This is a genomic window from Hanamia caeni, assembly GCF_003721595.1.
Taxonomy (GTDB): domain Bacteria; phylum Bacteroidota; class Bacteroidia; order Chitinophagales; family Chitinophagaceae; genus Ginsengibacter; species Ginsengibacter caeni.
On the sequence record NZ_RJJR01000013.1, the window covers coordinates 118,197 to 141,269 of the forward strand.

The 23,073-nt window shown below is 38.6% G+C and carries 22 protein-coding genes; 15 read left to right on the forward strand and 7 right to left on the reverse strand.

Features of this window, described 5'->3' with window-relative positions:
• Positions 1-210: 210 nt before the first annotated feature.
• Together EFY79_RS15355 and EFY79_RS15360 are read right to left on the reverse strand one after the other, a co-directional pair.
• Positions 211-1,929 (reverse strand): M3 family oligoendopeptidase, encoded by a 1,719-nt coding sequence (locus EFY79_RS15355; protein WP_123121605.1) that lies wholly within the window; start codon positions 1,927-1,929, stop codon positions 211-213.
• Positions 1,930-2,021: 92 nt separating this feature from the next.
• Positions 2,022-2,537, reverse strand: coding sequence for a DUF5606 family protein (locus EFY79_RS15360; protein ID WP_148041935.1), 516 nt, complete (start codon positions 2,535-2,537; stop codon positions 2,022-2,024).
• Between the two features lie 150 nt (positions 2,538-2,687).
• Here EFY79_RS15360 and EFY79_RS15365 point away from each other — a divergent pair, with 150 nt between their 5' ends.
• From EFY79_RS15365 to EFY79_RS15385, 5 genes are all read left to right on the forward strand, one after another.
• Positions 2,688-5,579, forward strand: a complete 2,892-nt coding sequence (locus tag EFY79_RS15365) for an outer membrane beta-barrel protein (protein ID WP_123121607.1) — start codon at positions 2,688-2,690, stop codon at positions 5,577-5,579.
• Between the two features lie 17 nt (positions 5,580-5,596).
• Positions 5,597-6,172 carry an RNA polymerase sigma factor gene (locus EFY79_RS15370; protein WP_123121608.1) on the forward strand — a complete coding sequence of 192 codons (576 nt, stop codon included), beginning with the start codon at positions 5,597-5,599 and terminating at the stop codon, positions 6,170-6,172.
• Between the two features lie 85 nt (positions 6,173-6,257).
• A complete protein-coding gene (locus EFY79_RS15375) occupies positions 6,258-6,587 on the forward strand; it encodes a hypothetical protein (RefSeq protein ID WP_123121609.1) in 330 nt (109 codons plus the stop codon).
• Positions 6,587-7,081 (forward strand): Spy/CpxP family protein refolding chaperone, encoded by a 495-nt coding sequence (locus tag EFY79_RS15380; RefSeq protein ID WP_123121610.1) that lies wholly within the window; start codon positions 6,587-6,589, stop codon positions 7,079-7,081. The genes EFY79_RS15375 and EFY79_RS15380 overlap by 1 nt, the downstream gene beginning before the upstream one ends.
• Positions 7,082-7,126: 45 nt before the next feature.
• Positions 7,127-7,504, forward strand: coding sequence for a hypothetical protein (locus EFY79_RS15385; RefSeq protein ID WP_123121611.1), 378 nt, complete (start codon positions 7,127-7,129; stop codon positions 7,502-7,504).
• 97 nt (positions 7,505-7,601) lie between these two features.
• On the opposite strand, the gene yihA is transcribed toward EFY79_RS15385, so the two are convergent.
• Complete coding sequence (gene yihA, locus EFY79_RS15390; protein ID WP_123121612.1) at positions 7,602-8,240, reverse strand: ribosome biogenesis GTP-binding protein YihA/YsxC; 639 nt, start codon at positions 8,238-8,240, stop codon at positions 7,602-7,604.
• Positions 8,241-8,366: 126 nt separating this feature from the next.
• On the opposite strand from yihA, the gene ubiE reads away from it, so the two are divergent.
• Positions 8,367-9,110: a bifunctional demethylmenaquinone methyltransferase/2-methoxy-6-polyprenyl-1,4-benzoquinol methylase UbiE gene (gene ubiE, locus EFY79_RS15395; RefSeq protein WP_123121613.1), complete on the forward strand. Its 744-nt coding sequence runs from the start codon at positions 8,367-8,369 to the stop codon at positions 9,108-9,110.
• A complete protein-coding gene (porT, locus tag EFY79_RS15400; protein ID WP_123121614.1) occupies positions 9,083-9,796 on the forward strand; it encodes a type IX secretion/gliding motility protein PorT/SprT in 714 nt (237 codons plus the stop codon). The genes ubiE and porT overlap by 28 nt, the downstream gene beginning before the upstream one ends.
• Before the next feature lie 56 nt (positions 9,797-9,852).
• Here the strand turns inward: porT and EFY79_RS15405 are convergent, their stop codons facing one another.
• Both EFY79_RS15405 and rpoN read right to left on the reverse strand, forming a co-directional pair.
• Positions 9,853-10,545 (reverse strand): hypothetical protein, encoded by a 693-nt coding sequence (locus tag EFY79_RS15405; RefSeq protein ID WP_123121615.1) that lies wholly within the window; start codon positions 10,543-10,545, stop codon positions 9,853-9,855.
• Position 10,546: 1 nt separating this feature from the next.
• On the reverse strand, positions 10,547-12,025 hold the full coding sequence (gene rpoN, locus EFY79_RS15410; protein ID WP_123121616.1) for an RNA polymerase factor sigma-54: 1,479 nt from the start codon (positions 12,023-12,025) through the stop codon (positions 10,547-10,549).
• 281 nt (positions 12,026-12,306) lie between these two features.
• Here rpoN and gatB point away from each other — a divergent pair, with 281 nt between their 5' ends.
• Both gatB and EFY79_RS15420 read left to right on the forward strand, forming a co-directional pair.
• The gene (gatB, locus tag EFY79_RS15415) at positions 12,307-13,785 is read left to right on the forward strand and encodes an Asp-tRNA(Asn)/Glu-tRNA(Gln) amidotransferase subunit GatB (RefSeq protein ID WP_233578032.1); all 1,479 of its coding nucleotides are present in this window, start codon (positions 12,307-12,309) and stop codon (positions 13,783-13,785) included.
• 26 nt (positions 13,786-13,811) lie between these two features.
• Positions 13,812-14,942 carry a TlpA disulfide reductase family protein gene (locus EFY79_RS15420; protein ID WP_123121618.1) on the forward strand — a complete coding sequence of 377 codons (1,131 nt, stop codon included), beginning with the start codon at positions 13,812-13,814 and terminating at the stop codon, positions 14,940-14,942.
• A 6-nt stretch (positions 14,943-14,948) separates the two neighbouring features.
• On the opposite strand, the gene EFY79_RS21460 is transcribed toward EFY79_RS15420, so the two are convergent.
• The gene (locus tag EFY79_RS21460; RefSeq protein ID WP_158605226.1) at positions 14,949-15,122 is read right to left on the reverse strand and encodes a hypothetical protein; all 174 of its coding nucleotides are present in this window, start codon (positions 15,120-15,122) and stop codon (positions 14,949-14,951) included.
• A 376-nt stretch (positions 15,123-15,498) separates the two neighbouring features.
• Here EFY79_RS21460 and rplM point away from each other — a divergent pair, with 376 nt between their 5' ends.
• The 4 genes from rplM (at position 15,499) to tsf (ending at position 18,305) form a co-directional block, all read left to right on the forward strand.
• Complete coding sequence (gene rplM, locus EFY79_RS15425) at positions 15,499-15,942, forward strand: 50S ribosomal protein L13 (RefSeq protein WP_123121619.1); 444 nt, start codon at positions 15,499-15,501, stop codon at positions 15,940-15,942.
• A 41-nt stretch (positions 15,943-15,983) separates the two neighbouring features.
• The gene (gene rpsI, locus EFY79_RS15430; protein ID WP_123121620.1) at positions 15,984-16,373 is read left to right on the forward strand and encodes a 30S ribosomal protein S9; all 390 of its coding nucleotides are present in this window, start codon (positions 15,984-15,986) and stop codon (positions 16,371-16,373) included.
• 121 nt (positions 16,374-16,494) lie between these two features.
• Positions 16,495-17,394 carry a 30S ribosomal protein S2 gene (gene rpsB, locus EFY79_RS15435; RefSeq protein WP_123121621.1) on the forward strand — a complete coding sequence of 300 codons (900 nt, stop codon included), beginning with the start codon at positions 16,495-16,497 and terminating at the stop codon, positions 17,392-17,394.
• 83 nt (positions 17,395-17,477) lie between these two features.
• Positions 17,478-18,305, forward strand: coding sequence for a translation elongation factor Ts (tsf, locus tag EFY79_RS15440; RefSeq protein ID WP_123121622.1), 828 nt, complete (start codon positions 17,478-17,480; stop codon positions 18,303-18,305).
• Positions 18,306-18,443: 138 nt separating this feature from the next.
• Here tsf and EFY79_RS15445 read toward each other — a convergent pair whose 3' ends face one another.
• Positions 18,444-20,663: a hypothetical protein gene (locus EFY79_RS15445; RefSeq protein ID WP_123121623.1), complete on the reverse strand. Its 2,220-nt coding sequence runs from the start codon at positions 20,661-20,663 to the stop codon at positions 18,444-18,446.
• 231 nt (positions 20,664-20,894) lie between these two features.
• Here EFY79_RS15445 and EFY79_RS15450 point away from each other — a divergent pair, with 231 nt between their 5' ends.
• Positions 20,895-21,632 (forward strand): DUF4197 domain-containing protein, encoded by a 738-nt coding sequence (locus tag EFY79_RS15450; RefSeq protein ID WP_123121624.1) that lies wholly within the window; start codon positions 20,895-20,897, stop codon positions 21,630-21,632.
• 145 nt (positions 21,633-21,777) lie between these two features.
• Positions 21,778-23,067 carry a phosphopyruvate hydratase gene (eno, locus tag EFY79_RS15455; RefSeq protein ID WP_123121625.1) on the forward strand — a complete coding sequence of 430 codons (1,290 nt, stop codon included), beginning with the start codon at positions 21,778-21,780 and terminating at the stop codon, positions 23,065-23,067.
• Positions 23,068-23,073: the final 6 nt, after the last annotated feature.

Consider the following 23,073-nt stretch of genomic DNA (forward strand, 5'->3'; position numbering starts at 1 on the left):
TTAAAATTTTTGTTTGAATAAGAGCCGTGAAATTAATGCAAAATCACGAAATGAATCAGAAGACATTTTTTTTACAAGTGAATTTTGGAGAGAAATTAATGCGCGTCATTTGCTGAACCATAGACATGAAAACTACCTTTTAGAAATTGATGCGAATAATAGCAAATAGCTTTTTTGGGAAAATAAAAATCTGTGTTATTTATCCTTTTACTAATGCTGCACTTTTTCCAATTCCACGTTTACAAATTCCATAAGGCTTTTTATATTTTCAGAGGAAAAGTCAAATTTTAAGCCGGCAGCCTTGTATAATTCGGGCAATGTTTTTGTGCCGCCAAGGCTTAAGGCGTTTACATAATTGTCCAGCGCTTTTTCCGGATTTTCCTTAAACTGTTTCCAAAGGCCAATGGCGCCTAATTGTGCAATTCCATATTCGATATAATAAAAAGGAACTTCATATAGGTGCAATTGCTTTTGCCAGCCGTTTTCAAGATATTTTTCCAAACCGGTATAATCAATTACGTCACCGGCAAATTCATTAAATATTTCCATCCATTTTTTGGAACGTTCTTCCAGTGTGTGTTCCGGGTTTTCATAAATCCAATGTTGAAATTTGTCTATCACGGCAATCCACGGGAAAAGAATGATTACGCGCTCAAGCTGGTGTTCTTTTGCTCTTCGCAATTCGTCCGGGTCATCAAAATACACATCCCAGTAATCCATTGAAAAAAGCTCCATTGCCATGCTGGCCACTTCCGCTATTTCCATGGGGTAATCTTTAAAAGAACTTAATTCCAGGTTGTGGGTTAAAAAAGATTGAATAGCATGGCCACCTTCATGCACGATTGTAGTTACGTCGTGCATTGACTTTGCGGCATTCATAAAGATGAAAGGAGCGCCGGTTTCGGCGAGCGGCATATTATATCCACCGGGTGCCTTGCCTTTCCGGCTTTCAAGATCCAGGTGTTTCATTTCATTCATCTTGCGAAGACAATCTCCAAAAAAGGGCCGAAGCTTAGTAAAAACTTCGATCGTTTTATCGAGCAACTCGGTTACCGTTGTAAAAGGAGTTAAAGGCTGGGTGCCTTCAGCTTCTGCTTCCATGTCCCACGGACGAAGGCGATCTACTTTTAATTTTTCTTTTTTATAAGCATGAATCTTATTTACAAGCGGCAACACGTGGAGCTTTACCGATTCATGAAAACGGAATGTGTCTTCTTTTACATAGTCAAACCGGCCAAGCTGCTTAAACTTGAAATCACGGTAGTTTTTAAATCCGGCATTTAATGCCTGCTGGTTCCTTTTTGAAATTAATTGGGTAAAAAGGTCGTTGAGCTTGTCTTTATCCTGGTACCTTCTTTCCGCAATCTTTTTAAAAACTTCCTCGCGCAGCGCACGGTTGTGGCTTTCAAAAAATTTGGCAGCCTGCTGAAGCGTGTAGGTTTTTCCTTCTACTTCCACCGACATTTGCCCGGTAATCATGCCATACTTTTGTTGTAGTACGGCAATCTCCGATTCAATGGGAACATTTTCTTCCCTGAACAATTCAATGCTTTTGCGGATTGAGCGCAAATAGGTAAAATATTTATCGTGGTCAAGTTCTTTTGTGAAGGGCGAATTCAATAATTTCTTGTTGAGCTCAAAAGCATATGGCTGAATTTTAGGCTGTATCTCCAAACAAAAGAAATTAAAAGATTCTTCAAGAGCTTTATTGGCGGTGTCGCAGGTCATCTGTATCTGGCGCCAGCAAACATCTTCGTTAATAGCTGCTTCCAGCTCGCTCATATCTTTCAACCATTTTTCCAGTTCCTGTTTTGAATCAATTTCCCGTTGTAAAAGTTCTTTGAAAAAAGGCTCAATTACTTCCCAGGACGAAATGGTCAGATCCTGCGGAAGATAATGCCGTTCTAATTTTTTTATATCTGCTGTCATATTTTTTCACTTTGTGGTCAACCAAAAGCAGTAAAGCAATAAATAAGTTTGATTTTATTTTACCGTTCATTCATCGCGATGTTGCGGAACAATTACTTTACACCCCTGCTTTCAATTTTGCGCGGATTTGCCTGCTGAGGCTTTACGTTTTTTACGTTTGCATTTTCAGCATGAACTGGTTTATGGGGTTTTGCATCGGCGGCAGATTCTTTTTCCTCCTCATCCTTTGCTTTAAAATCAATTTTATTTTTTTCAATAATTCCAAACCATTTTACCATTTTTTTCATATCGCTGGCATACACCCTGTCAAAATCCAAATCAGGATACACTTTTTCGAAATAAGCTTTTAAAGTCTTGCCATCTGCATTTGCTTCAGGCACTTCTTCCTTATTTTCTTTCATTGCTGAAAAAATTTCAGCAAGGTTGGTATTGTCTTTAATGGTGTAGACTTCAATGCTTTCAAGATGAGAAAAATTGTGTTGGCGTGTGCTTACAAATTTGGTGCTGTTGTCTTCGAGTGAGCGCAAAACCGCGCCATCAGATTTTGAAGATAACAATTCAAACAAGCCAGGCATACCTGTAACCGAAACCAGTTTTTTATACTCCATGCTATTCAATTTATTTTTTGGGAGTGCAAGATAATTGAAATGATTTTTAGTTTCAGTTAACAAAAGATAAAAGTGACTGGTTGTATAAAATGATGAGTGGTACGCTGGATTCTACAGTTTGCGGCGTCCTATATCTACTTAATTATTTTTATGAACAAATTATTTACTACCGTGGTTGTGGCATTCATTATTTCTTCAGCAGTTCAGGCGCAATCTGTATCGGGAAAAATTGAAGATGCCGCTTCAAACAACGCAGTAGCCAATGCGACCGTGAAACTATCAGGAATTGATTCAACAAAATTGCCTTTGTTTTCTGTAAGTAATTCGCAGGGCACTTTTGTTTTTAATAACGTGGCCAATGGAAGTTATACCCTCTCCATTACTTCTATCGGATATGGTGAAATAAAAAAGCAGGTGAGTGTTATCGGGCAAAATGTAGACCTTGGAAATATTTTTATTTCGAAGAGCGCTGAAACGCTTTCAACAGTTGTTATTAATAACACACCTCCTGTTAAGCAAAATGGCGATACACTTGAGTATACCGCAAGTCAATATAAGGTGAACCCCGATGCTACCGGTGAAGACCTGATAAAGAAAATGCCGGGAGTAACTGTTGACAGGCAAACCGGGGCAGTGACTGCACAGGGCGAATCCGTAAAAAAAGTTACCGTAGATGGAAGAGATTTTTTTGGAGATGATGCCACTGCCACTCTAAGAAATCTCCCCGCAGATGTGGTGGATAAAATACAAGTGTTCGATAAGCTAAGCGACCAGGCGCAACTTACAGGCTTTGATGATGGAAATACTACCAAGTCTATAAATATTGTAACCAAAAAAGATATGCGCACCGGCAATTTTGGAAGGATTTACGCGGGTTACGGAACAGATGACAGATATAGCGGGGGAGGGAATGTTAGTTTTTTTAATAACGCGCGAAGGATATCGCTTGTAGGATTGGTAAACAATGTAAACCAGCAGAATTTTTCGTCAGACGATTTGCTCGGTGTTACAAGTGGTAACCGCGGCGGCGGCGGAAGGCGCGGTGGCGGTGGTGGCGGTAATTTCAGGGGTGGTTCTTCAAATTTTACGGTTGGCCCGCAGAGTGGCATTGCCAAAACCAATGCGTTTGGCGTGAATTACAGTGATGCATGGGGAAAAAAGATAGATGTATCAGGAAGTTATTTTTTTAATAACAGTAATACCAATAATAACCAAACCATTAGCCGGCAAAATTTTATCACCAGCGATTCATCTCAATATTATGACGAGAATACCATTTCCAATAACATCAATTATAACAACCGCGTCAACTTCAGGCTAACTTATCGTATTGATTCAAACAATACAATTATTGCTACTTCTAATCTTAATTTCCAGAAAAACAATTCTACAAACCTTGTCGGCGGCACCAATTATTTTGATGAGGAAAAGCAAAATATCTTAAGTAAAACGGAAAATGATATCAATAGTAACAGTACCGGAAGCAGCAACAGTAATATGTTACTTTTCAGGCATGCATTTGCTAAAAGAGGAAGAAGCATTTCTCTGGGGATTTTTCAATCATACAATAACAGGGATGGTCAGAATTATTTGAATGCTGACAATAGCTATTATAAGTCAATTGTGAAGCAGGATACAGTAAAGCAATTTTCTAATCAAAATAATTACACGAATCAATACAGGTTTAACCTGGTTTATACCGAACCTCTTTCGACTAAAACGCAATTGCAGTTGAATTACGAGCCTTCCTTTCAAAAAAGCAAAGCAGACCAGGAGACTTTTAACTTCGACAATACGAATGACAAATATTCATTGCGGGATACCAGCTTAAGTAACAAGTTTGACAATACATATAATACACAAAATGCCGGAATCACTATCCGGCACGGCGACAGGAATAATATGATTGCGGCGGGCGTTTCTTATCAATACAGTGAATTAAAAAGCAGCCAGGAGTTTCCACAGGTTTCCTTTATCGATAATTCTTACAGCAATTTTTTAGCAAATGCCTTTTCAAGATTTAAGCTTTCTCCGAGGAGTACGCTGAGGGTCATTTATCGTGGATCTGTGAGCCCTCCATCCGTAAGGCAATTGCAAAATGTAATTAATAACTCTAACCAGTTTTTTTACACAACAGGGAATCCGGATTTGCAACAACAATACACCAATAACCTTATCACAAGGTATACTTATACCAACAGCGGCAAGGGTCAGAGCTTTTTTGCAAACCTGTTTTTTCAAAACATTAATAATTATGTAACCAATGCCACTTATACCACCTCCAAAGATTCCATGTTAACTAATACCGTTACACTTTTTAAAGGTTCTCAACTTTCCAAACCTGTAAACATGAATGGGTACATTAACGCCCGGTCATTTTTTACTTTTGGAATGCCGTTGAAATTTATAAAGTCAAATATGAATCTCAACGCGGGATTAAGTTATGCCAGGCAGCCGGGTTTGATAAACAATGTTGAGAACATTTCGGACGCTTATAATTACAATTTGGGAGCCGTTATATCAAGCAATATTAATGAGTATATCGATTTTGATTTGTCTTACGCCGCAAATATCAACACGGTTAAAAATTCTATTCAGCCTGATTTGAATAATAATTATTTTACGCAATCCATCGGCATCAATACCAACTTTCTGACTAAGAAAGGATTGTTTTTAAATAATGCCATTTCAAACGAATCGTATAAAGGATTAACTGATGGATTCAATCAAAATTATTGGTTGTGGAATATAGCTATCGGGCAGAAATTTTTGAAGAACCAGGACGGTGAATTGAAATTATCAGTATTTGATCTTTTAAATCAAAATAAAAGTATTACAAGGGATGTCACCGAATCTTATGTGCAGGACCAGACAAACCGGGTTTTGCGCCAGTATTTTATGCTGACATTTACTTACAAATTAAAGACCTTTGGAAAAGGGAAGCCGCAGGAGAGTAATGATAACAGGCGTAGAGAATTTCGTGGATTTGGAGGTTTTGGTGGACCGCCACCGCCACCGCCCTCCGGAGGCCCGCAACTTTAGATAAAAATATTTTTGCTTTGAATGAAAGTGAATTGGTAGCTCTGCTGAAATTAAAAGACAGGCAAGCGTTTAAGGAAATGGTGGAAACCTGGCAGGATATGGTGTATAACACTTCAATCGGGTTTTTGCAAAATGAGGAAGATGCTGAAGATATTTCGCAGGAAGTATTTATTAAAGTGTATCAATCGATTTATTCCTTCAAGGGCCAATCCAAACTTTCTACCTGGATTTACAGGATCACTGTTTCAAAATGTTTGGATCATTTAAGGAAGAAAAAAAGAAAAAAAAGATTTGCTTTTATCCAGGGACTTTATAGTAACGACAATAACCTGGCAATAGAGCCTCCGGATTTTGTTCATCCGGGTATTAAAACGGAAAATAAGGAAATATCGATAGCGCTTTTCAAGGCTATAGATAAATTGCCGCCGAATCAGAAAACGGCATTTGTGTTGAATAAGATTGAAGAATTGAGCTATCACGAAATAAGCGAGGTGATGGATTCGAGTGAATCGGCTGTTGACTCTCTGTTACAAAGAGCAAAAAAAAATTTACAGGTTCTTTTAAAAGATGCTTTTATAGGGTCAGATGAGTAGCAAAATTTCATAAAAAAGTGCAGAAGGTTTTTTTTCTAAAGAGCGTCTAAAAAACAGAATCATTTACAAACATTATTTCAAACAAATGGATCAGCATTTAAATAAGAAAATAGATGAGGCATTGCAGAGTCTTGAAGGCATTGCAAAAGCAACTCCACGTACTTTTTTCTTTACCCGCCTTGAAGCGCGTATGCAGCGTGAAAAAAGCAAATGGGAAATCATTTCTTCTTTTGTTTTAAGGCCGGCAATACTTTTTGCAGGTATTTGTTTTATTCTCGTTATCAATGTGGCGGTAATTCTGACATCTTCTTCGTTAAACAATCCGGCTTTGCAACAGAACAATGAAATATCGGCTGCGGATGAATATAATTCAGTGTCTGCGCCTTTGTATGAATATGTAAATGCTACACCGTAATGAATAGTAACACGAAGACCAAATCGCTTGTAACGATTATAATCTTTCTCTTAATTACAAATATCGCCATGTTGATATTTTTCCTGGTGCTTGCTAAGCCTGCAGATAAAAGGTTCAGGAATCATGATATGAACGGTATGTATAAAAGCTTGCAAAATGAGGTTGGTTTTTCGCAGGAACAATTGAATCAATACAAGCTTCTAAGAGAAGAACAGATGAAAAATGTAAGGCCATTGTTTAACCAGGTAAGGGAGTCAAAAAGAACTTTTTACGCACTGATTACTTCCGGCCAGGTGCCCGATTCTGTTGTTGCCGCAGATGCTGATTCTATTGCCCAAAAGCAAAAGAATCTTGACACACAAATGTTTTTATATTTTAAAAATGTACGAAAAATTTGTACGCCTGATCAAACAGCAAAGTTTGATTCCGTTATGCAGAAAGTAATCGGGCGTATGGTAGGACGGCCGGGGGAATCCAGAAAAAAACCGGGTTAACACATTGAGGCTTTTTCAAAAAAAATATAAACAAAAATTAAAAAAATGAAAACAAAGATCACTATGTTGCTTGCTTTATTTTTAATAGCGGCCACAGGCATTTATGCCCAGGGAATGCAACGACGCACCGTACCTGAAAGAGTAAAAGATGCGATGGATAAAATTACGCCTGCATTAAATCTTAATGCCACGCAGCAGGCTCAAACCGACAGCGCTTTTACGGATTACTATAATGCCCAGATGAAAATGTTCCAGGATGCCAGATCATCGGGCGAGCGTCCTGACCGGTCTCAATTTCAAAAATTGACTGACGACAGGGATGCCAAACTGAAAACAATCTTTACGGATGACCAGTATACAAAATTTAAAAGTGAAGTAGAAGAAAGTCTTCGCCCGCAAAGGCGCCAACAAGCTTCGAATTAGAAGGTGAAAGGTTGAATGAAAAAAGGTTGCTGCAAAGCAGCCTTTTTGTTTTGTGCGGCAAAATAAAAAATGCAACTATTTCTCCGTTTACTGTAATCTATGGATGTGAAGAATAATCTTCATTCATCTCTTCTATCAATTTCAGAACCTTTTCTCTGCCCGTTTTTTTTACTGAGCTGGAAACAAAATGCTGCGGTAAAAACTGTTGCGTTTCTCTGAGGCGTTCAAGAAACGATTTTACATTTTTGCTTACTACAGCCTGCTTTTCTTTATCAGCTTTTGTAAAAATCAGTGAATAGGGAACCTGCCACAGTTCTATATTTTTTATGAAGTCCAGATCCAGCTTTTGTGGCGTATGCCTGGCATCAATGAGCACAAATACCTGTATGAGGTTTTCCCTTTTTTTCAAATAATTTTCAATCATTTGTTCCCATTTTCGCCTGCTTCTTAGTGAAACCTTTGCAAATCCATAACCCGGAAGGTCAACCAAAAACCATTTTGTTTCTTTCGCGTCTCCAGGCTTGTCAACACTGATGATTTCAAAATGATTGATCATTTGGGTTTTGCCGGGTGAATTGGAAGTTTTGGCTAACTTTTCATTGTTGGTAAGCATATTTAGGAGGGAAGATTTTCCTACATTACTTCGTCCGATAAAGGCATATTCGGGTCGATCCGGAGTGGGACATTTTTCGTAAGAAGGGCTGCTTATGAGATATTGCGCTTTCTTAATGTGCATGATGCAATTTACGTTAAAGCTCAATGTTGAATGCCTAAGGCTGAATGCGAAAGACCATTTCAAAAATAAAAGTGAAAGAATGGTTAACAGTAAAAGTTATTATTTCAAAAAACTATCTTTGGTGCAATGAATGTTTATCCCCACGATACTATAGTTCCTTTTAAAAATTCGAACGAAAGCAAAAAGAAACAAGTAGAAAACATGTTTGATGAAATTGCTTTTCGGTACGATTTTTTGAATCGTTTTTTAAGCGTGGGAATTGATGTAGGATGGAGAAAAAAAGCCATAAAACTTTTAATTCCTTCGCAGCCAAAAATCATTTTAGATGTGGCAACCGGTACCGGCGATTTCGCTTTGACGTGTTATGAAATTTTGAAACCTAAAAAAATTGTTGGTATTGATATCAGTAAAGCAATGCTTGAAATCGGGAGAAAAAAAATTAAAGATGCAGGCCTGCAAAAACAGGTTGAGCTGCTGAATGGCGACAGTGAGGCAATTTTTTATGATGATGATACGTTTGATGCGGTTACTGTGGCTTTCGGGGTAAGGAATTTTGAAAATCTTGAACAGGGTTTATCTGAAATAAAACGGGTGTTGAAACCCGGCGGAAAATTAATCGTCCTGGAATGTACGAAGCCTCATGCGCCTGTGATAAAGCAGCTTTACAATTTTTACATGAAAACCGTCACTCCCAAAATTGGAAAATTAATTGCAAAAAACGACGAGGCCTATCAATATTTAAATGATTCAGTGTTATCGTTTCCTGAAAAAAATTCCTTTACAAACATTTTAAATCAATTAAACTATCGAAACTCTTTTTACAAAACATTGACATTAGGAATATGCACCATTTATTGCGCAGAAAAATAGTTTTGGTAATTGTTTCGATTCTGCTTGGCACGGTTTCGGCTTTGGCCCAGGAGCATGTGCTAAACCAGGAAGATCATGATAACAGGCCTTATCATTTTGGGATCAATATAGGGTATAATAAATCGCACTTTAATTTTACCCACCATCCCAGGTTTGTACAGTATGATTCAATCCTCGACGTGGAAAGCATCAATAATCCCGGGATTAATCTTGCCTGGCTTGTAAATATCAGAATGAGCAATCATTTCGATTTACGCGTTCATCCCCTGGATCTTACTTTTTCTGAAAAAGCATTTTTGTATTCTCAAAAATATGAGCCGGATTCTTCAGTAACCAAAAAAGTACAATCTATTACTTTGAGTTTTCCTTTTAATATTGCTTTTAGCAGCGACCGGATTGGCAACTTTAAAGTGTATACGCTGGCAGGCGCAAAATTTGATTATGATCTTGCAAGTAACGCAGGCGCAGCCAGGGCTGAAGACCAGGTCAAGCTCAACCGGTCTGACCTCAGCGCTGAAATAGGACTTGGGTTTCATATATATTTTCCCTACTTTGTTTTATCGCCTGAAATTAAATACAGCACAGGGCTGACCAATCTTCATGCCCGCGATGCCAGCCTCAAATATTCAAATGTGATTGATAAAATCAATTCAAGGATGATTACGTTTTCACTTACTGTTGAGTAACGGTGATGCGTAAACGAAAAATCGTATTATTTGCTTATTTACTGTAGCTGTGCATTTTACCCAATAAAGGCGAAGGCTATCAACTGGCATATCACAGAAATCAAAATCCCTGAGTAAATATCAAAAGGTTTATGGTCGCTCACGATAAGCCGCGAGGTGCAAACGATCCCGGTAATCAGAAATATCAGCATGGTGGTCAGAAAAACGGAATACGTGAAACCAGAGAAAATTACGATAAAAATTAAGCCACACAATGCTCCCACTCCAAGGGCATGCATACTGATTTTATAATAAATATTCGCTATCAAAGCGGCTGATGAAGCCAGGAATGCGCCAAATACAAAACTGGTAAGGATAACCGGCACTTCCGGCTGATTTCTAAAGACAAGGAATATCCAGAAATAAAAAATGTTAGTGGCTATGTACGGTACTATGCGCTCCTTCTGTGTTTTTAATAAAATGCTTTTGCTAAAGCCTAGGGCTTTTAATAATACAACTACAAGCGCCGGGAAAAATATGGTGTTGTAAGCCACACGAATTACAATCATTGTTTTTTCATGGGGAGAAATTCCCGTGAAATAGCCGGGCTGTACAAAGGCCAAAAACCATGCGCCAATGGCCGGTATAAACAGCGGATGGAAAACAACAGAAACCACCTGCGCAATGAATCTTACAATCCAGGGAAAATGGAGTGGAGTTTCCTCAACCCTGTCAAAAATTTTATTCTGTGGAGAAAAACTTTGAATCATTTTAGAGTTCTTTTCTTAAGCGCGCCACGGGAATATTCAATTGCTCGCGGTATTTGGCAACTGTTCGCCGCGCTATGTTGTAGCCTTTTTCCTGCAACTGCTCGGTTAATTTTTCGTCGCTCAAAGGCTTTTGTTTATTTTCTTCTTCGATTAGGTCACTTAATATTTTTTTCACTTCGCGGGTGCTCACCTCTTCCCCGCTATCAGTCACAAGGCTTTCGCTGAAGAAAAATTTAAGACGATAAGTGCCAAATTCAGTTTGAACAAATTTACTGTTGGCCACCCTGCTCACTGTCGAAATATCAAGCATGGTTCTTTCAGCGATATCTTTCAAAATCATCGGCTTCAGATCAATATCTTCGCCGGTTAAGAAAAATTGTTTTTGATAATCTACAATGGTTTGCATGGTGCTTAGCAAAGTATGTTGCCTTTGCTTTATGGCATCAATAAACCATTTTGCAGAATCAATTTTTTGTTTGATAAACAACACGGCTTCTTTTTGCCTTTTATCTTTTTTATTGCCGCGGTCATAATCCTTCAACATGTCGCGGTATCCCTCGCTAATTCTCAAATCCGGCGCATTTTTAGAGTTAAGGGTCACTTCCAGTTTGCCGTTATTATTTACTACAAAAAAGTCGGGAATCACATAGCTCTGCAGCTTATTACTTTCTCCAACCTCGCCGCCGGGTTTTGGATTCAGTTTAATAATCTGGTTAATCACATCTTTGATTTCTTCTTCACTCAGGTTAAGGCTTTTCTGAATTTTTTCGTAATGTTTTTTTGTAAATTCATCAAAGTATTTTTCTATAATTTCTATCGCAGTGTTTACCGGCAAACCATCGTTCTCCTTTCTTCTTAATTGAAGCAAAAGACACTCCTGTAAATCTCTTGCGCCTACTCCCGGAGGGTCAAACTGTTGAATAAGCGCTATCAGTCTTTCAATTTCTTTTTCAGTGGTATTAATGTTTTGACGAAAGGCAAGGTCATCACAAATAGAAGTTACTTCTCTTCTAAGATATCCGTCATCATCAATGCTGCCGATAATTTGCTCAGCGATTTTTTTCTCTTCCGGAGAAAGGTTCAGCATGAGCAATTGGGTTTTCAACGTATCATAAAATGAAGTTTCCACCTTATGTGGAATCACTTTTTGATCGTCCGGATCGCCATAATTATCGTCGCGGTATTTGTAATCACCGGGTTCATCATCTCCATCGTTTACATATTCACTTATGTCTATATTTTCATAATCATTTTCACTTCCATCATTTTCATATTCATCGGTTGCCTCAAAATCTTCAGAGCCTTCTGTTGGTTCAATGTAACCTTCTTCCACAGAATCAAGCGCTGGATTTTCTTCCAATTCTTCCTTTATTCTTTCCTCAAGATGAGCAGTAGGCACCTGCAACAGCTTCATTAACTGAATTTGCTGAGGAGATAATTTTTGTAATAATTTTTGCTGTAAGCGCTGGCTTAACGACATGGATCTTTTTTCTTTTTATGAATAGAACTTTTATTGGCAAATGTAACGATATGTTGTTTTGGAACAAATTTTGAGGGAACCTTTTACTCTTTTTTATTTTCTCAAATTTTGCTCATGTTCAGCCTGTGCTAAATAAGAACAGTTTTCTTAAATTACGATTGTTTTTGATGTTAAATATTTCCTCTTTAAAAAATGAATTGGCTTAAGTTCCTGTAATTTCATTTTCACTTAGCGAACATAGTTTTACGTGTTCCTGATATTTAAGTTTTCATTCCATAAAAGTGGAATTCTCTTTTCTTACCTTCGCGTCCATGCCGGAAACTGATAAATATGAAGCCGTTATCGGGCTTGAAGTGCATACACAATTGCTTACGAAAAGTAAATTGTTTTGTGGTGATAGCGCCGAATTCGGAAATCCTCCAAATACAAATGTCAGCGCTATATCTCTTGCTCATCCCGGTACTTTGCCAAAGATGAATGAAAAGGCGGTTGAGCTGGCAATCAAATTAGGACTGGCTTTTAACAGTGACATTGTTCGTGATAATTATTTTGCAAGAAAAAATTATTTTTATCCCGACCTGCCCAAAGGCTACCAGGTTTCGCAACACACCACTCCCATTTGCAAAAATGGAAACGTTACAATTTCTATCGGGGAAAAAGAAAGAAAAATTATTTTGAACAGAATTCATTTGGAAGAAGACGCCGGAAAAAGTATTCATGATGTGGATGAAAATTTTACCTGTATTGACCTGAACCGCGCAGGAGTTCCACTTCTTGAAATTGTTTCTGAGCCTGATCTTCACTCTTCAGAAGAGGCTTTTGCTTATGTTACAGAAATCAGGAAAATGGTTCGTCATTTGGATATTTGTGATGGCAACATGGAAGAAGGAAGTATGCGCTGCGATGCGAATGTTTCAGTGAGGCTGAAAGGAGACACTGAACTCGGAACCAAGGTAGAAGTAAAAAATTTAAATTCTATAAGGAATGTCAAAAAGGCAATTGATTTCGAAATAAAAAGGCTTATAGATTTATTGGAAAGCGGAAAGCCGGTGGTGCAGGAAACCAGAAGCTTTGATGCCAGCCAGGGAACTACTTTTTCTCTCAGAACCAAAGAAGAAGCAAATGATTATCGCTATTTTCCTGAACCTGATTTGGCACCATTTCAAATTTCAGAAGAGCAAATTTTATCAATAAGGGAATCGATGCCTGAGTTGCCTTTGGCCCTTGAAAAAAGATTAATCAGGGAATATTCTTTATCCACTGAAGCTGCTAAAATTATTTCTGCAGATAAAAATATGGCTGCATGGTTTGACAGAATTATCGGGCATACAAAGAATTATAAAGCAGTTTCAAACTGGATTATAGGGCCGGTAAAATCCTTCTTGAATGAAAACAATTCGGAAATTGAAACTTTCCCCATCTCTTCTGAATCAATGGCAGCCCTTGTTGATCTTGTAGAAGAAGGAAGAGTAAGCTTTGGAATCGCCTGCTCAAGGATTTTTCCTGTGTTATTAAATTCTGGTGAAAAAGAACCATTTACCGTAGCTAAAGAATTAAATCTTTTGCAGGAAAAGAATGGTGATACATTACAACAGTGGATAGATGATGTATTATCTTCAATGCCGGATAAGGTTTTGGAGTATAAAAAAGGGAAAAAAAATCTCACCGGCTTGTTTGCGGGAGAAGTAAAAAAGAAAAGCAGAGGAAAAGCAGATATGAAAGCAGTTATAGAGCTACTTAATCAAAAACTAAATCAATAAATTCTGGAATAATTTAACTAATTATAATGAAAAAGACCATGTTATTTTTAGGGGTGCTTTTTTTATTTGCCTGCACCTCTTCGCATACAAACGGCTTATTTACAGTAAATGGCGTTTTAAAAAACGCGCAGGATCAAAAGGTTTTTCTTGAACAATTATATTTTGACCAGAGGCCGCCCCAGGTGCTTGATACAGCTGAAGTGCAGAACGGCAGATTTACCGTACAAGCCAAAGCTTCGGAAGAAGGACTTTACAGGCTTCGTTTTGAAAAGAATGCCGGGTATTTATTTATAAATGATAAAGACAATATTGACTTTTCTGCGGATGCAGGGGATAGTGTTTTAAATACTTCCAAATTTAACACACCCGCGAATGCTACGCTTACCGCTTTTATTATGCGGCTGGATTCTATCCACACCAATCTGCTTAGAGAAGATCAACAACGCAAAGATTACCAGCAGCAAGGCAATGATTCAATGGCATTGATTGCCAACAGCGCCTTTGCAGCGAGTAACGAGTGGTATAACAATTACCTGGTTAAATTTATTGATACTACTTCCAATCCGATCAATTCTCTTTTTGCAATTGGTTATACCCAGGATGTGAGCTTAGATACGATAAAAAATGTATTGAATCACCTGAGCGCAAAATATCCAAAAAATTCTTCAGTTACGGCGATGGTCCAGCAGCTTGATCAATATATTGCTTCTCAAAATACCCAAACGCAAAATGGCGATATTGCTCCGGGAAAGATGGCCCCCGACCTTACCATGCCTGATGAAAACGGCAAACCTTTTTCATTGAGTTCCTTAAGAGGCAAGTATGTATTGATTGATTTCTGGGCCAGTTGGTGCGGCCCTTGCAGGCAGGAAAATCCAAATGTAGTATCAAACTACAATCAATTCAAGGATAAGAACTTTACAATTTTAGGTGTATCGCTCGACCAGGATAAGAAAGCATGGTTAAAAGCGATACAGGATGATAAGTTAGACTGGAAACAAATAAGCGACCTTAAATTCTGGAACAGTGAGGCGGCAGCAAAATATCATATTGAGGCAATACCTTATAATGTACTTATTGATCCGCAGGGAAAGATTATTGCTACAGAATTAAGAGGCAGCGAATTACATAATAAACTCGCTGAAGTTTTGCAATAGGGGGTATCAGATAAGCCTCATAGCTTTACTGAAAGCAGTGAGCCACCATGGAAGAATCATCCAGAAATATTCCCTAATCCAGATGAGAAATATGATTTGAACTATCGCAGCTATAATAAAAATTACCCAGTATTTTCCGACAGGTGGATTTTCTTCTATCTCTGTTTGTGTTTCTTCCATCTCTGATTTTTTGGCAAATATAAAAGTAAAATAAGTTAGCAGAAAATGTTTTCGGAATTTATGAGGATAATCGTAAAACGAAAATTCTACTTATTTGCTGGTTTACTAGCGTTTTGCGTGTAAAAATTACCGGCCCGGATTTTTGCCATTTTCTTTACACAAATTAGTCTCCGGCAGCACTTGTTTAAAATTTAATGTAATTTTTTTATAGAGAATCAATACGTTATGAAGGTGTCTTAAAAATAATCCCTTAAATTACTATTTTGAATATGGTTTCGCATTACCTTCGCAATCCTTAAAAAAATGCCGGGATAGCGGCAGGAATAATAACCGGTTTTTGAAGCCTAACACCTTTAAGAATCATTAAAAAACAAAAATGAGCAAATTACATTTCACCACCAAACATGCAAACGAGGCTACCGTGCAGCGTAACTGGTACGTTGTTGACGGTACTAATCAAACCGTAGGCCGCATGTGCGCAAAAATTGCGTCTGTTCTTCGTGGGAAGAACAAAGCCTATTACACACCGCATGTAGATTGCGGCGATTACGTCATCGTAACTAATTGTGAAAAGATAAGGTTCACGGGCAAAAAGCTGGATGAAAAAGTCTATATCAACTTTAGCGGTTACCCCGGCGGAAAGAAAGAAGAAATAGCAGGCGATTTATTGAAACGCCGCCCTGAAGTAATTATAGAAAGGGCTATCAAAGGGATGTTGCCTAAAAACAAGCTGGGCCGCAAAATGTACAAAAAGTTATTTGTATATGCCGGCGCTGAACATCCCCATACCGCTCAAAATCCTCAACAATTAAAATTCTAAATTCCACACCGCTGATTCAGGTTAGCGATAAATGATAAAAAATGGAAAAACAAAAAAACGCAGTTGGTCGAAGAAAAGAAGCAGTGACCCGTGTGTTTCTCACTAAAGGCAGCGGTAATATTACCGTGAACGGAAAAGATTACAAAGCTTATTTTCCGCTTGTTTATTTACAAAACCAGGTGGAATCGCCATTGAAAACAATTGATTCTGCTGACAAGTTTGATATAACCATCAATGCTACAGGCGGTGGAGTAAAAGGACAGGCAGAAGCTGTAAAGCTCGGAATTGCCCGTGCACTTTTGCAGGTAAATCCTGAATATAAACCAGCTTTAAAAAGCGCCGGTCTACTTACCCGCGATTCACGCGCAGTAGAACGGAAAAAGCCAGGTAAGAAGAAAGCAAGAAAGAGCTTCCAGTTTAGTAAGAGATAAAAGCCCACGCTCCCTCCCGAAGGAAGGGCTTTAGAAATGACAAATGAATAAAAAAATATCAATAACAAAAATGCTTCAAAGTCCTTTTTCGGGGACGTAGGGGCTAAAATTTTTTAAATAAATGGAAAATAATACTTCTTTACAACAACAGCTTTTGGAAGCAGGCGTTCACTTTGGCCATTTAAAAAAGAAGTGGAACCCTAAAATGTTGCCTTACATTTTTGCTGAGAAAAAAGGTATTCATATTATAGATCTTAACAAGACTGTTGAAGGATTGGAGGAAGCAGCGGCAGCCATGAAATCTATCGCGAAAAGCGGTAAGAAAATCATGTTTGTGGCTACCAAAAAGCAAGCTAAGGAGATAGTGACCGAAGCAGCAAAAAGAGTGAATATGCCTTTTGTAACAGAGCGTTGGTTGGGCGGAATGCTTACCAATTTCAACACAGTTCGCAAGAGTGTTAAAAAAATGCAGGCTACCGAAAAAATGCTGAATGATGGAACACTCGACAGCATTACCAAAAAAGAAAGGCTGACACTTACCCGCGAAAAAGATAAAATGGAAAAAGTTTTAGGCGGAATTGCACAGATTAGTCGTGTTCCGGCTGCTCTTTTCCTGGTAGATATTGGCCACGAGCATATTGCTCTTTCCGAAGCAAAGAGGCTTAATATTACAACCTTTGGTATGGTGGATACCAACTGCGATCCGAACAAAGTGGAATTTTCTATTCCTTCAAATGATGATGCCACAAAATCCATTGCAATTATCACCAATTATATTGTTGCAGCTATCGCCGAAGGATTGGCAGAAAGACAAGCAGAAAAAGAGGAAGAAACAGAAGAAGCAGAAGAAAATAATGCACGGGATATCAAATTTGACGACGGCGATGACGATGAAAAGGGACGCCATCGTGGCAATGCCTCTCCGGCTGGTGGAAAGGGTCGTGGTCCTGCAGGCCCACAAAAACGCCGTGTTTCCGGAGCCGGGCAGGGAAACCGTGGCCCCGGCGGTGCGCGCAGATAACCGATAAGCGGAACGTGAAAAAGTGAAACAGGATTTGGTAATTTCTCAATCTTGTTTTTAATTATCTTTTAATATTAGAAAAAATGAGTACAACAACTATAACAGCATCAGAAATAAATAAATTACGCCAGCAAACCGGCGCCGGAATGATGGATTGCCGTAAAGCATTGGTAGAATCAAATGGCAACTTTGAAGAAGCAATTGATTATTTAAGAAAGAAGGGGCAGAAAGTAGCTGCTTTGCGCGGTGACCGCGAGGCGAAAGAAGGCGTCATAATTGCAAAAACTTCGGATGATAATAAAACCGGTTACATCATCAACGTAAGCTGTGAAACTGATTTCGTAAGTAAAAATGCAGAATACATCGCGTTTGCACAATCGATAATGGACGCAGCCATTGTAAATAATGTAAATTCCATTGAAGAATTGAATGGAGTAAAGATTGGTGAAGAAACGGTAGCTGACAAAGTAAATGAGCAGGTGGCTAAGATTGGTGAAAAAATAAGCGTATCAAGATTTGAAAAAATAAAAGCTCCCTTTGTGGCAGCCTACATCCACGGTTCCTACCGCATGGGAGTTTTAGTAGGATTGAATAAGGCTAATGAAGATGCCGGAAAAGACGTAGCCATGCAGATTGCCGCAATGAACCCAATTGCTATCGATCAAAATTCTGTAGCTCCAGAAACTATTGAGCGCGAAAGAAATATTGCCATTGAGCAGATAAAAGCAGAAGGTAAGCCGGCTGAGATGGCTGAAAAAATTGCTGCCGGAAAAGTCAATAAATTCTTTAAAGAAAGTACTTTGCTCGCACAGGCTTTTGTGAAGGATGGCAATAAATCTGTTGCCGATTATCTGAAATCTGTCGATCCCGAACTGAAAGTCATAGAATTTAAAAGAGTAGCTTTAGGATAAATAAAAAGATATAAATTATTAAAAAGCCGGCATTTGCCGGCTTTTTAATAATAAAAAATAATTGGATAAAATAAGAATTCGATTTTTTTATTCGCCTGCTGTATATTAAAGCGGGGAAGTTTCCCGGTTGGCTCTAAATTATTCATCATCGTCGGAGCCCCCTCCCTTGTTGTAAGCCTTTATGAACAAGGCACCCAGGTTTTTCTGCGGGGGGATATAATCTTCAAAAGTTTCCCTAACCTGCTGGGAAGCGTGATTAAAACTTGCCTGCAGGCCTGCCCACATCTGTCTCCAGTCAATGTTTTTGCCTTCGCGAAGCGTATTATCCAAAGCGTCAATAATCGGCTTATTTACATTCATGGCCCCGGTTTCCTTGGTTGAGATGATGTGAGCCTCAGGCGCATATTTTAAGATGGTTTTCAGATTTTGATAGCCACCACATGAGCCAAGCATGATAATTTTAGCGCTTTCGGCGAGCTGTTCAATTGTGTAAGGCAAATGATAACTGTGGCCCCGATGTATTACAATACTGGGCCTTAAACCTTTTGATTGCATATAGCTCACCAAATCGGCCTGGGCCTTGGCATCTTTGTCCGTTTCGTTGTCAAGCGGAAGATTAGCAAAAATTAAAATTGGCTTGCCTTTTATTGAGCGAATTTCAATCCATTCTTTTTTCTGGGTAATGCTCCATTCGCTTCGCGGAAAAGAGGTGAGATAACTTGCATATGAAGATTTGCCATCACTATCCCCATAAAAAAATACCTGTTCTATAATTCTTCCTGAATCATCTGCGAGGTAATTATAGTCAACTGTATAGATAGGCGGTATTCCAATTTCTTTGGAAAGATCTACGCCATTTTTTGGATCTGCGGAAAGAAAAATGGTTTTTAAAAGGCCATAAATTTTCTTTCCTCTTTCATTATCTTCCTTAATACATCTTTGCTCATTCCATTCCACATTTTGCAACATCGATTTCTGTAGTTCCGGATTGGTTATACTTCCGTAAGAATCGGCAACATCTACCGCATCTTCCAAAGTTTTTTTAGTTTCTAATTTGGCCACAAATGCCTGCATCAGCTTATCAGAATTTTGCGGCATCGTTTTTAAAAACTCGTCGAGCTTATTATAACCCGCAGCCATTTTAATAAACTTCTTAAAATGATCAAAATTGAGCGAAATCAAAAGAGAATCTCCATGCGGGGTCGGTCCCATTTTTTGAATCATCCTGTCAAAGCTGTATTTATAGCTTGAGGTATAAATATCATTTTCGCCCAGCACTATCATATAATATAATTCCTGCGCATTAAGCGGCTGCAAAGCCCGGAAACGTACAGCCGGATTAGGGCTTTCGTGTAAGACATTAATAGGAGTAATAAAATGCTGAATCGCTTTTGTTTTTAGCATATCCAAAAGGCCATTAGCGCCAAGCATTGCCACGGGCGTATCTCCTTTCATCATTCTGCCATAATATTGAATTTCTGTCTTAACGAGCAAGCGGTAGTAGCCTACGCTGTCATAATTTGCATCCGTGGTACCTGCTACTTTTTCAATCTCTTCAATTGTTTTTTTACCACTGATAAGATCATCCAGAAAGGGAAAGTAAAACAGTGCTCTTGGCTGCGTACTTAGCTTAACCACCATTTTTATACGCGGATCATCAATGCCCTGGATTAATTTTCCCTGTGGGCTATTTTTTGATTGCGCGTAGGTATACAATTGGCTTGGGCTATTGTTGAACGCCTGTATAATTAACGAATCTGCAAACGGCTGATTTACATAAGGCCCCAGATTTTGAAGGATTTTATCCGGGTTGATTTTACAAAATTTTCTGAACAGGGCAACTTTACTTTCCTGGTAACCGGGGTTGTCCACAAAAATGGATGCGTTGATTGCTCCTACTTCATAAGGCACCTCTTGAATCAGCGGCGTCATATTTTCCCCTTTAATATTGGCGCTTACAATTTCATCAAAATTATCTACCAGCAATGGGGCAAGGGATGGATTAATTTTATGCGTTTTCCATGCGAGCATGAAACTTTTTAAAAGGTCTTCCACATAGCGCAAGTACCTTACCTTATCATTGTTAGTGGGGATGGAATTGTCAATTTCAATATCATTTCGCAGTACATTAATTTTTCTTATCAGGGCGTCAGTTACCTGGATGTTTACATCAGGATTGGGGCTTACTTTAATTACCCCGTCTAGGCGCCCATCAGATTTATCGGCAAGCTTTTGCTCCTCCTTAATCTTATCGTGAAATATCCGCCTGCTGATGGGAATATTAGTGGTATCATCTGCGGCAGCGGCGCTAAATGGTAGAAATGCAATTAAAAGTAGAATGTTTAATAAAAGCCTCATGTTCATCTTTAGGTAATATAGCAAAAGTAATTCCAATCAACAAATTTAACCAAAGCAAACAGTTACGCGCCACTTTGATCTATAAAATGAGTGCTCATAATCAGGGATTAACCTTTTATTAGGAAGCTTCGGGATAATTTTTTGCGGGTAACTTTTTATGGTAACAATTTAACAATTTACCTGCTATAAGGTTGCTCAATTACGCTCTACTTTTGAAGCAAAAATTATTCTATGAAACATTTCGCTGTTCTTGCGGGCTTAGCTTTTTTTTGTTTTTCGGCGTTCGGTCAAAAAGATTCAACATTCAAACCGGGAAATATTTTCAAAAAGGCAGGTTCTTTAATTTCAAAATCTTCTACTGGAAACAATTTGTCTTCTGAAGAGATTGTTTCTGGTTTGAAAGAAGCTCTTTCGTTGGGGGCGCAAAAAAGCTCAGATAAGCTATCAAAGCCGGATGGATTTTTTAAAGATGCAGCCGTTAAAATTCTATTGCCAAAGCAGGTAAGAGATATTGAAAATAAAATGAGAATGCTTGGAATGGGAAAATTGGTGGATAATGCAGAACTGAGTATGAACAGGGCTGCTGAAGATGCTTCCAAGGCGGCCGCGCCAATATTCCTTTCAGCGATTAAGAACATGACTGTGACCGATGCGCTGAATATTTTGCGCGGAAGCGATACGGCAGCTACTTCTTATTTAAGAAAGACTACTTCTCCCGAATTAATTACAGCATTTAAACCGACCATAGAGGAATCTTTGAAAAAAACGGATGCAGCCAAATACTGGAAGGATGTTTTCACAGCCTATAATCGTTTTTCATCAACCCCGGTGGACGCAGACATCAATAGTTATGTGACGCAAAAAGCATTGGAAGGAATTTTTCATTATGTAGCTGTCGAAGAAGTTAATATCCGTAAAAATCCTGCTGATAGGGTAACTGACGTATTGAAAAAAGTTTTTGCGCGATAAATCAAATTGAATTAGTAGAATAGAAATCGTTAATATTTGTTGATTTACTATAAGTTTGCAAATGAAAATTGTTGCAAAACAAATATCTATTGAAGTTTTCATACAATATTTTTTAATAAATCACGAATAAAAAAGAAGTAAAAAAATGAGTTACATTGAAAGTATTCATGCACGCCAGGTGTTAGATAGCCGCGGAAATCCTACTGTTGAAGTTGATGTTTTAACTGAAAATGAGTATTTGGGAAGAGCAGCGGTTCCATCAGGAGCAAGCACTGGTGTTCATGAAGCAGTCGAGCTTCGCGATAATGATAAAAAAGTGTATAGTGGCAAGGGCGTGTTGCAGGCTGTGGAAAATGTAAATAGCCTGATATCAGATGAACTGATTGGCTGGGATGTGGCAGATCAAACTGGTATTGATGCTAAAATGATAGAGATTGACGGCACGGAAAATAAAAGCAAATTAGGGGCAAATGCAATTTTAGCGGTTAGTCTTGCCGTGGCCAAAGCAGCCGCCCTTGAGGCTAATCTGCCTCTTTACCGTTACGTTGGCGGCACCAACGCCCGCATTCTCCCAATACCCATGATGAACATTTTGAACGGCGGCGCGCATGCTGATAATAAAATTGATTTCCAGGAATTTATGGTGATGCCCATCGGTGCCTCTTCCTTTAGTGAAGCGCTGCGGTGGGGTGTAGAAATTTTTCATGCTCTAAAGAGTGTCTTGAAAAAGAATGGATATAGTACCAATGTGGGCGATGAAGGAGGATTTGCGCCAAATATCCAGAGCAATGAAGAAGCCATAGAAACGGTAATAAAAGCCATAGAAGGAGCGGGGTATAAAGCAGGTACAGAAGTGGCAATTGCTATGGATCCGGCGGTAAGCGAAATGTATAATACCGAAAAAAAGGTGTATCATTTTCATAAATCAGATGGCAAGGAATTGAGCGCTGAAAAAATGGTAGATTTTTGGGAAAGCTGGGTAAAGCAATATCCGATAATATCTATTGAAGATGGAATGGCAGAAGATGATTGGGCCGGATGGAAACTTATGACAGAAAAATTGGGCAGCAAAATTCAACTGGTGGGTGATGATCTTTTTGTTACTAATGTAAAAAGGCTTCACAAAGGAATTGAAGAGCATGTAGCAAATGGATTGTTGGTAAAAGTGAACCAAATCGGCTCTTTAACGGAAACAATTAACGCGGTATCACTCGCTCAGAATAATGGCTATAACACTATTATGAGCCATCGAAGCGGAGAAACTGAAGACACCACGATTGCTGACTTGGCTGTAGCGCTCAATTGCGGACAGATAAAAACGGGCTCTGCCAGCCGTACAGACCGGATTGCAAAATACAATCAGCTACTTCGTATAGAAGAGATGCTTGGAGAAACGGCAATTTTTCCGAAAGGGAAAATTAAATTTGGTAAATGATATGTT

Bases quoted from the DNA above. Each gene is read 5' to 3' on its own strand.
- EFY79_RS15355 (WP_123121605.1), bottom strand. From the start codon at position 1,929: ATGACAGCAGATATAAAAAAATTAGAACGGCATTATCTTCCGCAGGAT.
- EFY79_RS15360 (WP_148041935.1), bottom strand. From the start codon at position 2,537: ATGGAGTATAAAAAACTGGTTTCGGTTACAGGTATGCCTGGCTTGTTT.
- EFY79_RS15365 (WP_123121607.1), top strand. From the start codon at position 2,688: ATGAACAAATTATTTACTACCGTGGTTGTGGCATTCATTATTTCTTCA.
- EFY79_RS15375 (WP_123121609.1), top strand. From the start codon at position 6,258: ATGGATCAGCATTTAAATAAGAAAATAGATGAGGCATTGCAGAGTCTT.
- EFY79_RS15380 (WP_123121610.1), top strand. From the start codon at position 6,587: ATGAATAGTAACACGAAGACCAAATCGCTTGTAACGATTATAATCTTT.
- EFY79_RS15385 (WP_123121611.1), top strand. From the start codon at position 7,127: ATGAAAACAAAGATCACTATGTTGCTTGCTTTATTTTTAATAGCGGCC.
- yihA (WP_123121612.1), bottom strand. From the start codon at position 8,240: ATGCACATTAAGAAAGCGCAATATCTCATAAGCAGCCCTTCTTACGAA.
- ubiE (WP_123121613.1), top strand. From the start codon at position 8,367: ATGAATGTTTATCCCCACGATACTATAGTTCCTTTTAAAAATTCGAAC.
- porT (WP_123121614.1), top strand. From the start codon at position 9,083: ATGCACCATTTATTGCGCAGAAAAATAGTTTTGGTAATTGTTTCGATT.
- EFY79_RS15405 (WP_123121615.1), bottom strand. From the start codon at position 10,545: ATGATTCAAAGTTTTTCTCCACAGAATAAAATTTTTGACAGGGTTGAG.
- rpoN (WP_123121616.1), bottom strand. From the start codon at position 12,025: ATGTCGTTAAGCCAGCGCTTACAGCAAAAATTATTACAAAAATTATCT.
- EFY79_RS15420 (WP_123121618.1), top strand. From the start codon at position 13,812: ATGAAAAAGACCATGTTATTTTTAGGGGTGCTTTTTTTATTTGCCTGC.
- EFY79_RS21460 (WP_158605226.1), bottom strand. From the start codon at position 15,122: ATGGAAGAAACACAAACAGAGATAGAAGAAAATCCACCTGTCGGAAAA.
- rplM (WP_123121619.1), top strand. From the start codon at position 15,499: ATGAGCAAATTACATTTCACCACCAAACATGCAAACGAGGCTACCGTG.
- rpsI (WP_123121620.1), top strand. From the start codon at position 15,984: ATGGAAAAACAAAAAAACGCAGTTGGTCGAAGAAAAGAAGCAGTGACC.
- rpsB (WP_123121621.1), top strand. From the start codon at position 16,495: ATGGAAAATAATACTTCTTTACAACAACAGCTTTTGGAAGCAGGCGTT.
- tsf (WP_123121622.1), top strand. From the start codon at position 17,478: ATGAGTACAACAACTATAACAGCATCAGAAATAAATAAATTACGCCAG.
- EFY79_RS15445 (WP_123121623.1), bottom strand. From the start codon at position 20,663: ATGAGGCTTTTATTAAACATTCTACTTTTAATTGCATTTCTACCATTT.
- EFY79_RS15450 (WP_123121624.1), top strand. From the start codon at position 20,895: ATGAAACATTTCGCTGTTCTTGCGGGCTTAGCTTTTTTTTGTTTTTCG.
- eno (WP_123121625.1), top strand. From the start codon at position 21,778: ATGAGTTACATTGAAAGTATTCATGCACGCCAGGTGTTAGATAGCCGC.